The organism is Sphingobium sp. B7D2B (assembly GCF_025961895.1).
In the GTDB taxonomy this organism is placed as follows: domain Bacteria; phylum Pseudomonadota; class Alphaproteobacteria; order Sphingomonadales; family Sphingomonadaceae; genus Sphingobium.
In genome coordinates this window covers 1,568,036-1,582,206 of sequence record NZ_JAOQOM010000001.1, presented here as the reverse complement: position 1 = coordinate 1,582,206, position 14,171 = coordinate 1,568,036, and the positions used below count along the sequence as shown (strand labels likewise).

Below are 14,171 nucleotides of genomic sequence, written 5' to 3'. Positions count from 1 at the left end.
TGTTCGCTCTATATCCGTAAGCAATGGGAGTAATGCCGTGACTGCAAGGATTTACGCCGTGGCCGCAATCGCCACGCTGGGTTTGGCAGCCTGTAGCAGCCCCGATCACACGCAGAACAACGCCGTGCCCGCCAATAATGTTGCCGACAATGCCATGATGGGCAATGCTACGGGCAACATGGCGGCCGGCGAAAGCGCCACCGCGACCCTGCAGACCGCGCAGGGCGCGCCGGCCGGCACCGCGACTATCCGCGCCATGGATGGCGGCTTGCAGATCATGCTCGCCCTGCAGGGCCTGCCCTCGGGGAGCAAGGGCGTCCATGTGCATATGACCGGCAAGTGCGATGCGCCCGACTTCACCACGGCGGGTGGCCACTGGAATCCTGCCAGCACCAAGCATGGGCTGGAGAACCCGCAGGGTCAGCATGCCGGCGACATGCCGAACATCGACATTGGCGAGGATGGCCGGGGTACGCTCGAATACACGCTCAAAGGCGCCACGATGGCCGGCTTGATGGATACCGATGGCTCGGCGATCGTCGTGCATGAAGGCACGGACGACCAGCGCACCGATCCGTCTGGCGATAGCGGCGGGCGCATTGCGTGCGGCGTCTTCCAAGCGGGCGCCTGACCGCGCGTTTAGGTGATTTTCTCGAAGCCGGGGCTGATCGCGAGATCAGTAACCGGCTTCGACAGCCAGTCGGATGGCATCCGCTCCGGTTCGGACGCCCAGCGCCTGAAACAGCGCGGCGCGGTGCATTTTCACGGTCCGCTCACTGAGACCAAGGTCGAATGCGATCTGCTTGTTGAGCTTTCCGGCAGACATCAGCACCAGGATTCGCCTTTGCCGTTCGGTGAGTGCCGAGACGCGTGCGGTGGCCATGCCCTTGCGGCTGTCCGGCCCGGCGGATGCCACGGCCGCAACCTCGACCTGAGACCCCAGAAAATATTCCAGCCCGCCATCGGTGTCGAACATCGGCGCGATCATCACCGCATTGCGGAACGGCGAGCCATCCTTGCGATAATTGGTGATCTCCACAATAGCCGGCTTCTTCTGCCGGATAGCCGAGCGCAGCAATTCGCTTGATGCGGCTTCCGTTTCGGCCCCGTGCAGGAAGCGGCAATTGCGTCCGAGAATTTCCGCGCGGCTATAGCCGGTAAGACGCAGAAACGCCTCATTGCAGGCGATGATGGGATTATCGGGCAGCCGGGGATTGCTGATCACCGCTGCGGTCGAACTGGCATCGATGATGTCGCTTATGGCCATGCCGGCAGCGATATCAAAAGCGGTACGCACCGCCAAGGTCTGGCGGGAGAATGGTGGTGTCCGGACGCGTTTTATTGCGCGCCTCATCGCAGTCTTTTAGCCCGCCAGCCCTGGTCCCCTCCTCTGAAGAAGAGGGGCCAACTGCGAGCCTTCCTCAGCCCTCCGGCCGGGCGTGCCGATCCAGAAAGGCCACGAAAAGCCCCAGCCACTGGCGGACCGGCAGTTGCGGCCAGCCCAGCCCGAAGCCGTGGCCGCCTTCCTCGAAGAAATGCGCCTCCACCGGCCGCCCCGCGACACGCAGCGCCTGCAGCATCTCCAGACTGTTTGAGGGCGGCACCGCCGGATCGTCGAGCGCGTGCATCAAGAACGTGGGCGGCGTCTGCGACCCGACATGGGCGGCCGGCGAGCGCCGGGCGACCAATGCGGGATCGGGCTTCTCGCCCAGCAGATATTTGCGCGAATCCGCGTGGGTATCCGGCACGCGCATGCTGATGACCGGATAGATCAGCCCGGCAGTGCGCGGCCTCGCATCGAGCCGGTCGATGGCATCGCGCGGGGCGTAAACCGGCTGCGCGAAATCGGTGATGAGCGTCGCCGCCAGATGCCCGCCGGCCGAGAAGCCGAGCACCGACACCTGATCACGATCGATGCCATAGGTCCCGGCCATCGACTTGATGAGCCGCATGGCCCGCTGGGCATCCTGCAGTGGCACGTCGAACCGGTTCGTCCAGCCTTCCCCCGGCAGCCGGTGGACGAGGACGAAGACGGTATAGCCCTGCCCCGAGAGCGCCTGCCCGACTTCCGCCCCTTCATTGTCGATAGAAATGAAGATGTAGGCACCGCCGGGAATGACCAGCACCGCGCGGCCATTGGACTTGGCCGGGCGGAAAACGCGCAGATAGGGCTTGTCGACATTGTGCATGAAGACCGGCGGCGCCTTGTCCATCGGCAGAGGACGTGCAGAAAAGCCGCTTTCGGGCGGCGCGCCTGTCCACAGGTCGATGGTCGGCGCGGCGGTCCAGGAAGGCGGAATGACGCGAGGCGGCATCCCGGCCGGCGGCTGGGCAGCGGCCATCGGCACGCTTCCTGCACCGGCCACGGCTGCCGCAATGCCCGCTGCCGCCAGAAAGCCCCTGCGATCCAGTGCGCCGTCTTCCTTCGCCATCAGTCCTGTCCCATCATCGTCGCCGCTGAGCCGGCTTATGTTCACATCGCCGCGGACACTAGCGGTAATCGATTGCATTGCAAACCGTCCGGCTAGTGAGAGCCAATTGCCAAATCTGCGGACGCCGAGCCAATCGACATTGCGGAAGCAATCGATTACAGCCATGCCTCATCCGCCGCCTTGCTGCGGAATGATAATCTGCAGGCAGCCTGGTTCGACCGACGCTGCGATGGAACAATAAGGCCGAGAGGATCGCGAAGTGACGGAACGCCCCCATATCCAGCCGAGCAACGCATCGGCCCTGCTGAAATGGCTGGTCTTCCTGATGTTCGCGATGTTCGCGATGACCACCGATTCGGTCGGCACGGTGATTCCGCAGATCATCCGCGAGTTCAATCTGGGCATGACGGCGGCCGGATCGTTCCAATATGCGACGATGTCCGGCATCGCTATTTCGGCCATTTCGCTCGGCTTTCTGGCAGACCGCATCGGCCGTAAGGCGACGATCCTGATCGGCCTCACGCTCTTTGGCCTCAGTTCTGTCGCCTTCGCAGCCGGGCATGACTTTCTGTTCTTCGTCGCCTTGCTGTTCATCTCCGGCATCGGCATCGGCATCTTCAAGGCCGGCGCGCTCGCGCTGATCGGCGACATCTCCCGCTCGACGCGCGAGCATTCGACGATCATGAACTTGGTCGAGGGCTTCTTCGGCGCTGGCGCGATTGTCGGCCCGGCCGTCGTCGCTTGGTCGCTGCAGGAAGGGTTAAGCTGGAAGTGGGTCTACTTCCTCGCCGCAGGCATCTGCGCCCTGCTCGTGCTGGGCGCATTCGGCGCGCGCTTCCCGACCCCGGTGCGGGCCGATGAAAAGCCTGCCGATCCGCGCGATGCTGCCCGGATGATGACCGATCCCACCGCCATGTTCTTCGCCACCGCCCTGATGCTGTATGTCGGCGCGGAAGCCGCGATCTACGTGTGGACGCCGACATTCCTCGCCAGTTACGAGGGCTCGAACGCGTGGCTCGCGGTCTATGCCGTCTCGATCTTCTTCGTGCTTCGCGCTGCCGGTCGCTTCCTCGGCGTGTGGCTGCTCGCCCGTTACGATTGGACCGCCGTGCTCGCCGTGTGCACCGTCGCAATGACGATCCTGTTCTGGATCGCCGTGCTGGGGGATCGGGGCGTCGCCATCTACGCCCTGCCCGCCACCGGCCTGTTCATGTCCGTGCTTTACCCCACAATCAACTCGACCGGCATCAGCTGCTTCGAGAAGGCGCGCCACGGCTCGGTTGCGGGGCTGCTGCTGTTCTTCACCTGCCTCAGCGCTGTCGTCGCCCCGCTTGCGATGGCGCTGATCGGCGACGGGCTGGGTGACGCGCGCTACAGCATCGCGCTTGGCGCGCTGATGGCGACCGGCCTTGCCGTCCAGTGCATCTGGAACTGGCGTAAGCAGCCGTTTGCGAGCCGTCTCGCCGAGCGCAACAGCGCCGATTACCGCAAGGAAGTCATCATCGGCGACACCGGCCCGACCGCCTGACGGGCTCTCCCGGCGCGGACGCTGCGGCCCGCGCCGGAAAAATGCTTTGGCAAAACCCGCCTGCGCCCTAGAGATGCCATTTGTTTGGCCTTTGGATGCGAGAGGACACAGGAGCGTTGAAACCCAAGCAGGTTCGGACAATCTACGATCTGGCAGAGCTCGCCGGTGTCTCCGCCGCGACCGTCTCCCGCGCGCTGGCCGGCAAGGCCGTGGTCAATTCCGAGACTGCCGAGCGCATCCGCAAGCTGGCGCAACAACATGGTTTTCAGCCGAGCCCGCTGGCCCGCAACCTGCGCACGCGCAAGACCGGGGCGATCGGCGTGGTCATCCCGCTCGGCCATGAGCGCGCTCAGCATATCTCCGACCCCTTCTTCATGACGATCATCGGCTTTCTGGCCGATGAACTCACCGAGCGCGGCTTTGACCTGATGCTGTCGCGGGTCATCCCGGACCGGGACGACTGGCTGGAGGGTATCATCAAAACCGCTCGGGTGGATGGCCTCATCATCATCGGCCAGTCCGACCAGTCCGCGGTCCTTAATGCCGCCGCCGGTCATTATCTGCCGATGGTCGCCTGGGGCGCCTTCACCCAAGGGCAGAGCCATTGCTCGGTCGGCACCGACAATTTCCTCGGCGGCCAGATGGCGATGCGCCACCTGATCGAGCGCGGTTGCAAGCGCGTGGCGTTCCTCGGCAATCCCCGCGCCATCGAGATCGCCCAGCGCTTACAGGGCGCACGCGCGGTGCAGCAGGATCACGCGGCGGACGTGATGCTGACCGAAGTGCCGACCCATCTCGCGCCGGAACTCAGCGCGCCGGACATCAACGCCTATCTCGACCAGGTGGATCAATTGCCCGACGGCATTTTCGCGGCCTCGGACATGATCGCCCTCGCCGCCGTCCAGACCGTCATCAGCCGGGGCATGTCGATCCCCGACGATGTGCGAATCGTCGGCTTCGATGACCTCCCGATTGCGCAAAGCATCGTGCCGCCGCTGACCACGATCCACCAGGATATCGCCAGCGGCGCCACGCAGATGGTCGATTGCCTGCTCAAGCGCATCGAGGGCCGACAGACCGGTTCGATCATTCTCAACCCCGCTCTGGTGGTGCGCGGCTCCACCTGACGGACCGATTTTCCGCTGCGACACCCTATTCCAAAATGGTTGTAATCGATTGCCAATGGCGTATTGGTTGCGAGGACTTGAGGAACGGGGACAATGATCGAAATTCAGGCGCAATCGCGCGCATATTTGCAGCATGGCGCGAGGAGCCCATGGCCTTGCAACACAGTTGCGAACGCCTCCTTTCCGGACATCGCCTGCCCCGGCCTCCTGCGCACTCGCGCCCTCTTCTTTCTCTGACCTAACTGGCTCTCCATGAACGATATCAGCACGACCCGCTGGGCGATCGAACAGCTTAATCACCTCAAACTGACCCCATCCTGCGTGGCGCCGCTCATCGGCGAGGCCGATGTGGAACGGATCAGTGAGGATGTGTGCGTGTGGGATGCCTGGCCCATCCTGCAGCGCGACGGTTCGCCGGCGCCGGCCGATTTGTGGATGGCGCTCGCCTCCCCCTGGTTTGCCGACCCGGATGACCGTCACGGTCATGCCCGCATTCATTTGTTCGAGCGGCGGGGGGATGATTGGCGGCATTATGGCCCGGTGATGCCCGATGGCTTCTCGCCCGGCAGCCGGGAATGGTCCGGCTCGGCCTATCTGGAGAATGACGGGCGCCGGTTGACGCTCTATTTCACTGCCGCCGGCTTTCGCGGCGAGAGCGAACTCAGCTTCGAGCAACGCCTGTTCGAGGTCGAGGCCGATCTGGTCGGCAAGGATGGCGGCTGGTCCGTCGAGAATTGCCGCAATCTGCGCGAATCCTTCCCGCGCGACCCGCGCTTTTATGCCGATCCGCTGTCAGCCGGTGGCGGCCTCGGCACCATCAAGGCCTTTCGCGATCCCGGCTATCTCCTCGATCCGGCGAGCGGCGAGCATTGGCTGCTATTCACCGGCTCGCTGGCCACCTCGCAATCTGCCTATAATGGCGTGATCGGCGCGGCGCGGGCCAAGCCCGATGCCCTCGGCCAGTGGGAGGTGACCGCGCCGATCATCAGCGCCGATGGCCTCAACAATGAGCTGGAGCGGCCGCACATCGTGCTGGCCAATGGACTTTACTATCTGTTCTGGTCCACACAGACCCATGTGTTCAACCCGGAAGCCCCCCGTGCCCCGACGGGCCTCTACGGCATGGTGTCCGAGCAGATCACGCACGGGTGGAAACCCTTGAACGGTTCCGGCCTCGTCATCGCCAACCCGCCGGAAGCGCCGCGTCAGGCTTATAGCTGGCTGGTGCTGCCCGATCTCTCCGTCACCGCCTTCGCGGACGATTGGGGCCGTGGCGAGGCTGCCGAGGGTGCTAAGCGCTTTGCCGGCACCTTCGGGCCGTTCCTTCGTCTCGCCTTGGATAGCGAGACGACGCGGATTATCGACTGAGCCATGTCGAGCGCGCGCCTTGCCGGGGTCGAGCTGGGTGGGACGAAGACCTTCGTCCTGCTCGCTCAAGGTGATCGCATCGTCGAGCGGGTTCGCATTCCGACGACGCAGCCTGACGAGACGCTGGCCGCCGCCAACGAACAATTGCGCGCTTGGCACGCGGATGCGCCGATTGCCGCGATTGGCATCGCATCTTTCGGCCCCATCGCTCTGTCCCGCAAATCCGATAATTTCGGCCATATGCTGCCCACCCCCAAGCCCGGCTGGGCGGGCGCCGACATTGCCGGCGGGCTGACGCGCGGCCTTGATTGCCCGATGGCCATCGACACGGATGTCAACGGCGCGGCCCTGGCCGAGCATCGCTGGGGTGCCGGTCGCGATCTCGATTGCTTCTGGTATATCACCATCGGCACCGGACTCGGCGGCGGTCTGCTCGTTGACGGCAAGCCGGTGCACGGCGCCATGCACCCGGAAATCGGCCACATCCATGTGCGGCGCGCGGCGGGCGACAGCTTTGCCGGTGCCTGCCCGTTCCATGGCGACTGCATCGAAGGACTGGTGAGCGGCCCCGCCCTCGCCTCCCGCTTCGGCACAAGTCCAGAGCATGTCGCCGATGACGATCCGCGCTGGGATTTCGTGGCGTCCGACCTCGCCCAACTGGCCGCTACGCTGTTCCTTACCACGGCCGCAGAACGCATCCTGCTCGGCGGAACCGTCGCCACCAGCCGCGCTGCGCTCCTGCCCACCGTGCGCGCCACGTTGCTGCGGGATCTGGGCGGCTATCTGCCCTTCCTCACGCATGAGACGGTCGAGCAACGTCTGTGCCTCGCAGGCCTCGGCGACGAAGCCGGCCCAATGGGCGCCATCGCGCTCGCCATGGCCGCACTGCAGGGCTGAGCTCCGACGGAGCGCTTGCGCCGCGCAATGACGCCAGCGCGGCGCTCGCCTGCCGCATTGGCGCTTCACATATGAACTGATCTGAAAAATATGGCTGGGGCGGGAGGAGGCCCAGCCAAGAATTTCGTGCATAAGAAATGGCAGAAATCTGCGATTGGCGCCGATCGGTCGGCGGCAACTTGTTACAGAAAGTTGATACACAGGCAAGCTACAATGGGATGACGTGAACGTCTATCGCCGAAGCTTTGCGACACCGTGATCATTCCGATGCGTTTTGGAACGAAGTCGATAAGATTGTGCCAGGCTATAGGGAACGGAAGGAATGGCTTAGGACAAACGGGGCGGCGCTGGACGTTTGACCTAATAGAGGATTGGTTTTGGCGGATTGGCCCTTATCCGTTCCATTTCGACCTTGACCAACGGAAGCGCTTCCCAGACCGTCGCTTGCGTGGCCGCTGCGACCTGAAACACTATTGCTGTTAGACCCAACTCCCTGGCAGCAGTAAGATCTCATAGTCAGTCGTGCACGCGAAATCTGGACCGGTGACGGACGTACTCGCGAGGGATAAGACAATGCATCACAAGACGCTCAAGCATCGGAATTAGAGGGCAAAAAATGGCGGGACCATTTGACGAGGAAGAAATTGAAGGCCTGCAGAAGGAGCGATTGCCGGAAGAAATGTCCAACTATCCGTTGGATGACATCATGGTCCGTAAAGACACCAGGACGGTTGCCGACGTCGTGAACCGAATTACTGCGGGTCGTTACTCCATGAATCCTGATTTTCAGCGTGATTTCGTCTGGAAACCCGATAAGCAGTCGAAGCTTATCGAAAGCTGTGTCATGCGTATACCGCTGCCGGTGCTCTATGTCGCCGAGGGCGAAGATGGCCGGATCACCGTGGTAGATGGACTGCAGAGGCTCAGCACATTCCAAGCTTTCTTGACCAACAAGCTGAAACTAACAGGACTAGGCAAGGAGCACCCGCTGGAAGGGAAGCGTTACAAGGACTTGTCCGTGCAGCTGCAGGAGCGCATCGAAGACACGCAGCTGACGCTATATATCTTGGACAAGGATGCCCCCGAAGCGGCGCGCTTGGACATTTTCGATAGAGTGAACAGCGGAATCGCGCTCAGCCGTCAGCAAATGCGCAACGCGCTTTACAACGGCCCAGCGACGCGTTGGCTTGCCACGATGGCTCAAGACCCCACATTTTTGTCCGCCACAGGCGAATCCTTATCGCGACTAACCATGCGGGACCGTGAGGCGATTAATCGCTTTGCCGCTTTTGAGGTTATGGGGTGGGAAGACTACAACGGTGATATGGACCAATTTTTGGCCAAGGCACTATCGATGATAAATACGTTCGACGCCAACGGTATCAAATCGCTCACCAATGATTTTCAGGGTAGCATGCGGCGCAATCAGAAATTGTTTGGGCGACATGCGTTCAGGAAGTCATTGGCCGAATGCGATGACAAGGCCGCTCGATCGATCATCAACATATCAATGTTCGACACCTTCTCTGTTTGCTTTTCTCGAATTCCCGATGATGTCGTGAAGAAAGACAAGAATAGTATCATAGAAGAAGTGATCGAACTCCTGGGAGATGAAGAATTTAGCTATGCGGTAACCTATTCCACCAATAGCACCGTACAAGTTCGTACGCGTTATACGATGCTAATGGAGGCGCTCAAACCCTGGATGATGGTGTGATCAGCAAAATTTACATCGAGCGCTTCAAGTGCTTCGACGCGATTGAGTTAGCGCTCGGTCAGCTCACGCTGCTGACTGGTTACAACGCTGCTGGCAAGTCGAGCTCGATCCAACCTCTGTTGCTACTCGCACAGGCACTGCGCCAACTACCCATCGATACTGTCTTGCCCTTGAGCGGCCCGCTGGTGCGACTGGGTAGTGCTGGCGACGTGGTCAATGCGAACGTCAACGGCGACCTGATGATCCGCATCACCGACAAAAATACCGACAGCGTGACCTGGGCGTTCGCGCACGACCGCGACTTGGGGCGCCAGGAATTGCGGCTTAAGTACTCGCAATATCCTGTGGAGGGGCGCCGCGAACCGCACTGGATTCCAGTAGCGCCTAATAGTCTCATCGCTGGAATCCGCGACGTTATTTTCCTCGGCGCTGTTCGCGATCCGTTCAATGAAGCGCAGCCTTATCCCGATAACCCTTCACTCGTCATGGGTGACGTGGGCGTCGACGGCCGATACGCGGGTTATTGGTTTGTGCGCCAGGCGGATGAAGAAGTCCCCCTTCTTCGCCGTCACCCGCATGACAGCCGCGTAACCGTGAGAGCACAAGTGGAGGCATGGCTCGGAGAGCTGTTTCCAGGTGCCAGCGTGAATGCCACTGAAATTGAAGGGTTGGCGCTCGCTAAAGTTGAATTCCGCGTCGGCAAAGGATCTGACTGGCGGCGGCCGGCCAATGTTGGTTACGGCCTAAGCTATGCTTTCCCGATCCTCGTCGCGCTCATGTGCGCGATGCCCGGGCAAATATTTATCGTCGATAGCCCAGAAGCGCATTTGCATCCTAGCGCCCAGTCGGCAATGGGTCACATATTGGCCCACTTCGCCGCCGCTGGTGTCCAAGTCATTATTGAAAGTCATAGCGACCACCTGTTGTCTGGCGTCCGGTTAGCCGTGCGTCGGAAGCGCCTGCCGGCCGTCGACGTGGCAATTCATTTCTTCGCCGCGCGTGGTGCGGATGGCCAAAAGCCTAGAGGTAGTGTCAATGCGCAGGAACCAGATGTCGTTAAGGCAGTCGACATCGGCCGTCAGCAGCTTACAGATCTCCTCTCGGCGCGCACCGGTGTACCAGACCAACAGCAACACGAAGAAAAGGCTATCGTGAATGATGACGCTGCCCGCTTCGAGACGCTCCTTTTCCGACTGACAGCCCGTCCATGGCGGCAAGGTAAAAATCGCACGACCCTGCTCGACCGAGATTCGTTGCCGTAGATCCCGATCATCCCGATTGTCAGGCTGCAAGAAACGCTGCCAAGGCAACTCAGCGAGGCCCGGCACCTTAGAGCGCAGATAGGCATGGATTTGCGCGAGCTTCCGGTAATGCTTGTTGGAGGTCGGTACCATCAGGCCGATTTCGCCCGCCTCGATTTCTCCGGCCTCAACGCGGTCTTCTGCGCGCGCACAGATCTCTTCCAGAGACGTATCGTCTCGCCGGTCGGCCGGTGATTTGCCGACGTTATTTGGCAGCTTATCAAGCCATTTATCGAACGTCTTGATGTCTTCGGTATCTACGCACCAGAGCGGGGTACCGGCAGGCAGCGACTTTTCAAACAGGAAGGCCGCCCATTTGATCTGACGCAGCGTCTGCTCCGCGCGCGATCCTCAGCTCCTTCGTGAGGAGGCTAAGTCCCAAGGTTATAGGTTCGTTGAGCAAATTCGAGAAGGTGAGGGTCCGACGCCACCAATAGGTAGCACCACGGCGAAACAGATTATGCAATCCGGACATGCGATACTCGCGACAGGCACTTAATACAGTGACCTGATACAGCGCCGACCCAGCCAAGCTTTCGCTTGGGCGGAAACGCAGATTTCTGCCGTTCTGATGTCTAAGGAAGGAATATTGGCTGGGGCGGGAGGATTCGAACCTCCGCATGGCGGTACCAAAAACCGCTGCCTTACCGCTTGGCTACGCCCCAGCATCTCGCGCTGCGAGCGGCCCATATACAGGGCCGGGCGCAAATGCCAAGCCGGAGAAACGGTGGTTTGGCGATCTCTTTCGGTGAGCATCCTCCCTTGCGCGCCCTGCTTGCGAAAGCCGCGAGCGGGGTGCGGAACGAAGTTCCATCGCCTGCCCACAGGCCTTATGAAACGGCGCATGAGCAACGCCCCATCCAGTCCCGCAGCTTCCCCCCTGTTCCTGCGCGAGGAGGAGATTCGTCGCGGGATCGAACTGCTGCAATTTGGTCATATGGCGTTCGCGCAGGCCATGGACCCGATTTTGGATGAGCATCGGCTCGGCCGCGCGCATCAACGGGCGCTCTACTTCATCGCGCGGCGGCCCAATCTCAGCGTGTCGGCGCTCATCGCGCTGCTGGGCGTGACCAAGCAGTCGCTGGGGCGCGTGCTCGATGAGCTGATCGAGCGCGAGTTGCTCGTCGTCAACAAAGGCGACCGCGACCGCCGGCAGAAGCTGCTGAAACTGACGCCTGCCGGGCAGGCCATCGAGCAGGCGTTGTTCGATGCCGTGCGCGAGCGGTTTGCAGCGGCCTATTCGGCAGCGGGCCAATCCTCCGTCACAGGTTTCTGGCGGGTGCTGGAAAGTCTGCTCGATCCTGAAACCCAGCGACTGGTCGCCGCCCTACAGATCGCGCGCTGACGGTTCAGCTGGCCTTGCTGGACAAGGCAGCAAGAACCGCGCCTCGATCCCGTGCAGCCTTCAGCGTCTCCATGACGAGCGGGGCGAGGCCGTCGGACCGATCCAGCACGTCCAGCCCTTCGCGGGTCATGCCGCCCTTGCTGGCGACTGCATCCGCCAGATCGGCAGGCGGGCGATCCGCCGCCGCTGCGCTCAACGCGGCGCCTTCCACGGTCTTGAGCGCCATGCGCGCGGCCGCATCCGGCGCAAGGCCAAGTTCGGCGCCGGCGTCAGCCAACGCATCGATGAAGCGATAGACGAAGGCCGGGCCGCAGCCTGCGAGCGCCGTCGCGGCATCGAACAGTTGCTCATTGTCCAGCCATTCGACCAGACCAAGGCGACTGCACATGGCATCGATCAGATAGCGCGCGCGTTCGTCAGCCGCGTCTTCCACCTTGAGAATGCTGACACCCTTGCCGACCCGAACGGGCAGATTGGGCATGCAGCGGACAATCGACTGGACGGCCGGTAAAGCATCCCGAATGCGCGCGATCGGTACGCCCGCGAGGATCGAAAGCAGTCTCGTCTCAGGCCCAAGAAGCGGTGCCGTTGTCCCGGCAACGTCTGCCAGTTGCTGCGGCTTGCAGCCGAGCATCACCAGCGTGTCACCCTCCACCGGCCCATCGAGCGCGGTCAGAACCCGCACGCCCGGCGCAACCGCCTTGCCGCTGGGGCGCACGACCGTCACGCGCTCCGCGGGCAGGCCCTCGTCGAGCCAGCGCAGCAGCATGGCCCCGGCCATGTTGCCGCAACCCAGCAGAAGAAGGTGCGAAGGCCACATCGGGCCAGCCTCAGGCTTCGCCATGCGTCTCGATCAGGCTGGCGGCCATGGCTTCAGCGGGATTCTTGCCGCCCCACAGCACGAACTGGAAGACGGGGTAGAAGCGCTCGCACTCGTCGATTGCGCTTTCCACCAGCAACTGCGCCTGATCGAGCGTCAGCGATCCGCTGGGGCCGAGCAAGGCGCCATGACGGAACAGCAGCGTGCTACTCGCCGACCACAGCTCGAAATGGCCGAGCCAGAGCTGCTCGTTGATGAGCGCGATGGTTTCGCAGATCGCAAGGCGCTTGTCATCGGCGACGCGAATGTCCGGCAGCACGAGAAGCTGCAGCACCATGTCATCGTCACGCCAGATCGCCCGAACCTCGTATTCGGTCCAGCTGCCGCGATGCCGCGCGACCAGCTCGTCCTCGCCGACATGCTCGAAGGGCCAGTCATGCGCCTCGAAATAGGCCGCCAGCATGTCGATCGGCTCGGCTTCCTGCTCGCCGCCTGTAAATTCATCCCGGTCGATCATACTCAAAAACCGTCAGTCCACTTCCTGTAACGGCCAGCGCCGTCCTGCCCCTGCTGGACAGCCCTTCGTAGCACGACACAGCGCAACCGGAAAGGCAGGCGGCGGCGAAGCCGCGCCCAACCTGTCCGGAATGCGTTATGTGCTGTGAATAAGTTGTGGATAAATGCGGGATAACCGGTCGAAAACTCAGCTTGCGGCCTTGTCCGACGGCTTGCCGGTCTTCGGCGCACCGCCCTCCAGCGCAGCCAGCCGCGCCTCGAGCGCTTCGACCTGCTCACGCGCCTGCGCCGCCATGGCCTTGACCGCCTCGAACTCTTCGCGGCTTACGAAATCGAGCCCGCCGATCCACTCGCGCGCGCGCTCCCGGGCGTTGCTCTCAAACTCGCGCCCCACCCCGGCCACGGTCCCGGCCGCGCCGTTAATGATCTTGGACAGGTCGTCGAAAAAGCGGTTTTCACTTTGCATGGGTCTGATCCTTCGCCGCCGCTGATGGCGGCCATCGCCTAGATTTGGGTACGCACGGCGGCCGGAACAAGGGTTTCGGCATCCGGGTTCATCCGGTCGATATCGAAGGCAAGCCCGCTCGCAAAGCCCAACCAGCAAAGATAGGGCACCATCAGCCACGCCGCGACAGACCGAATCCGCCCGAAGAGGATCGTGGTGATCGTCGCCAGCGCGAGAATGACGAGGATCAGATAGAAGGCCAACGTCGCCTGATGTGCGCCGAAGAACAAGGGTGACCAGACGAGGTTGATGCAGAGCTGGACGATGAAGAGCGTGATGGCGAGCCCCCGCCCCCTCGCGCCGCGCGCGTGAAGGATCATCGCCAGCGCCAGGGCCATGAGCAGATAGAGGGTCGGCCACACCGTGCCGAACACCCAGCCGGGCGGCACCAATGCCGGCTTGCTCAGCGCATCGAACCAGCGATTGTCATAACCGCTGTTGGACAGATAGCCCGACACAAAGCCGAGAAACTCGATGGCGGGGATGGTGACAAGCGCCCAGCGGAGGAAAGACATCCGCAACTGACTTCGCGATGCAATCTGGTTCACGCGCGCTCCCACTTCATGCCGAATCCCCACAGCGTTGACATGACTTTAACGATGGCGTTGCGCCGCG

At 62.2% G+C, this 14,171-nt stretch carries 15 protein-coding genes and 1 tRNA gene; 9 read left to right on the top strand and 7 right to left on the bottom strand.

Going from position 1 to position 14,171, the window contains the following annotated elements:
* The first annotated feature begins 37 nt into the window (after positions 1-37).
* Entirely contained in the window at positions 38-631 is a 594-nt protein-coding gene (locus tag M2341_RS07155) for a superoxide dismutase family protein (RefSeq protein WP_264584763.1), read from the top strand.
* Between the two features lie 45 nt (positions 632-676).
* Here M2341_RS07155 and M2341_RS07150 read toward each other — a convergent pair whose 3' ends face one another.
* Together M2341_RS07150 and M2341_RS07145 are read right to left on the bottom strand one after the other, a co-directional pair.
* On the bottom strand, positions 677-1,267 hold the full coding sequence (locus M2341_RS07150; RefSeq protein ID WP_264572221.1) for a PAS domain-containing protein: 591 nt from the start codon (positions 1,265-1,267) through the stop codon (positions 677-679).
* Positions 1,268-1,421: 154 nt separating this feature from the next.
* On the bottom strand, positions 1,422-2,432 hold the full coding sequence (locus M2341_RS07145) for an alpha/beta hydrolase (protein WP_264584762.1): 1,011 nt from the start codon (positions 2,430-2,432) through the stop codon (positions 1,422-1,424).
* Positions 2,433-2,691: 259 nt separating this feature from the next.
* Between M2341_RS07145 and M2341_RS07140 the strand changes: the two genes are divergently transcribed.
* The 7 genes from M2341_RS07140 to M2341_RS07115 all read left to right on the top strand — a co-directional run bounded on the left by M2341_RS07140 (position 2,692) and on the right by M2341_RS07115 (position 10,331).
* A complete protein-coding gene (locus tag M2341_RS07140) occupies positions 2,692-3,960 on the top strand; it encodes an MFS transporter (protein WP_264584761.1) in 1,269 nt (422 codons plus the stop codon).
* 116 nt (positions 3,961-4,076) lie between these two features.
* The gene (locus M2341_RS07135) at positions 4,077-5,087 is read left to right on the top strand and encodes a LacI family DNA-binding transcriptional regulator (RefSeq protein WP_264576094.1); all 1,011 of its coding nucleotides are present in this window, start codon (positions 4,077-4,079) and stop codon (positions 5,085-5,087) included.
* A 252-nt stretch (positions 5,088-5,339) separates the two neighbouring features.
* Positions 5,340-6,455, top strand: a complete 1,116-nt coding sequence (locus M2341_RS07130; RefSeq protein WP_264584760.1) for a glycoside hydrolase family 68 protein — start codon at positions 5,340-5,342, stop codon at positions 6,453-6,455.
* A gap of 3 nt (positions 6,456-6,458) precedes the next feature.
* On the top strand, positions 6,459-7,352 hold the full coding sequence (locus tag M2341_RS07125; RefSeq protein WP_264584759.1) for an ROK family protein: 894 nt from the start codon (positions 6,459-6,461) through the stop codon (positions 7,350-7,352).
* Between the two features lie 245 nt (positions 7,353-7,597).
* A complete protein-coding gene (locus M2341_RS16485) occupies positions 7,598-7,711 on the top strand; it encodes a YgjP-like metallopeptidase domain-containing protein (protein WP_413715313.1) in 114 nt (37 codons plus the stop codon).
* A 257-nt stretch (positions 7,712-7,968) separates the two neighbouring features.
* Positions 7,969-9,069, top strand: coding sequence for a DUF262 domain-containing protein (locus M2341_RS07120; protein WP_264584758.1), 1,101 nt, complete (start codon positions 7,969-7,971; stop codon positions 9,067-9,069).
* Positions 9,066-10,331 carry an AAA family ATPase gene (locus M2341_RS07115; RefSeq protein WP_264584757.1) on the top strand — a complete coding sequence of 422 codons (1,266 nt, stop codon included), beginning with the start codon at positions 9,066-9,068 and terminating at the stop codon, positions 10,329-10,331. The genes M2341_RS07120 and M2341_RS07115 overlap by 4 nt, the downstream gene beginning before the upstream one ends.
* A gap of 629 nt (positions 10,332-10,960) precedes the next feature.
* Here M2341_RS07115 and M2341_RS07110 read toward each other — a convergent pair.
* Positions 10,961-11,035, bottom strand: a tRNA-Gln gene (locus tag M2341_RS07110).
* A 179-nt stretch (positions 11,036-11,214) separates the two neighbouring features.
* On the opposite strand from M2341_RS07110, the gene M2341_RS07105 reads away from it, so the two are divergent.
* Positions 11,215-11,715: a MarR family winged helix-turn-helix transcriptional regulator gene (locus M2341_RS07105; RefSeq protein ID WP_264584756.1), complete on the top strand. Its 501-nt coding sequence runs from the start codon at positions 11,215-11,217 to the stop codon at positions 11,713-11,715.
* A gap of 4 nt (positions 11,716-11,719) precedes the next feature.
* Here the strand turns inward: M2341_RS07105 and M2341_RS07100 are convergent, their stop codons facing one another.
* The 4 genes from M2341_RS07100 to M2341_RS07085 form a co-directional block, all read right to left on the bottom strand.
* Positions 11,720-12,535, bottom strand: coding sequence for a pyrroline-5-carboxylate reductase family protein (locus tag M2341_RS07100; protein ID WP_264584755.1), 816 nt, complete (start codon positions 12,533-12,535; stop codon positions 11,720-11,722).
* Between the two features lie 10 nt (positions 12,536-12,545).
* On the bottom strand, positions 12,546-13,052 hold the full coding sequence (locus tag M2341_RS07095) for a YbjN domain-containing protein (protein ID WP_181559260.1): 507 nt from the start codon (positions 13,050-13,052) through the stop codon (positions 12,546-12,548).
* Between the two features lie 186 nt (positions 13,053-13,238).
* Positions 13,239-13,517: an accessory factor UbiK family protein gene (locus M2341_RS07090; RefSeq protein ID WP_264576099.1), complete on the bottom strand. Its 279-nt coding sequence runs from the start codon at positions 13,515-13,517 to the stop codon at positions 13,239-13,241.
* Between the two features lie 38 nt (positions 13,518-13,555).
* On the bottom strand, positions 13,556-14,104 hold the full coding sequence (locus M2341_RS07085) for a TspO/MBR family protein (protein WP_181559258.1): 549 nt from the start codon (positions 14,102-14,104) through the stop codon (positions 13,556-13,558).
* Between the last annotated feature and the right edge of the window lie 67 nt (positions 14,105-14,171).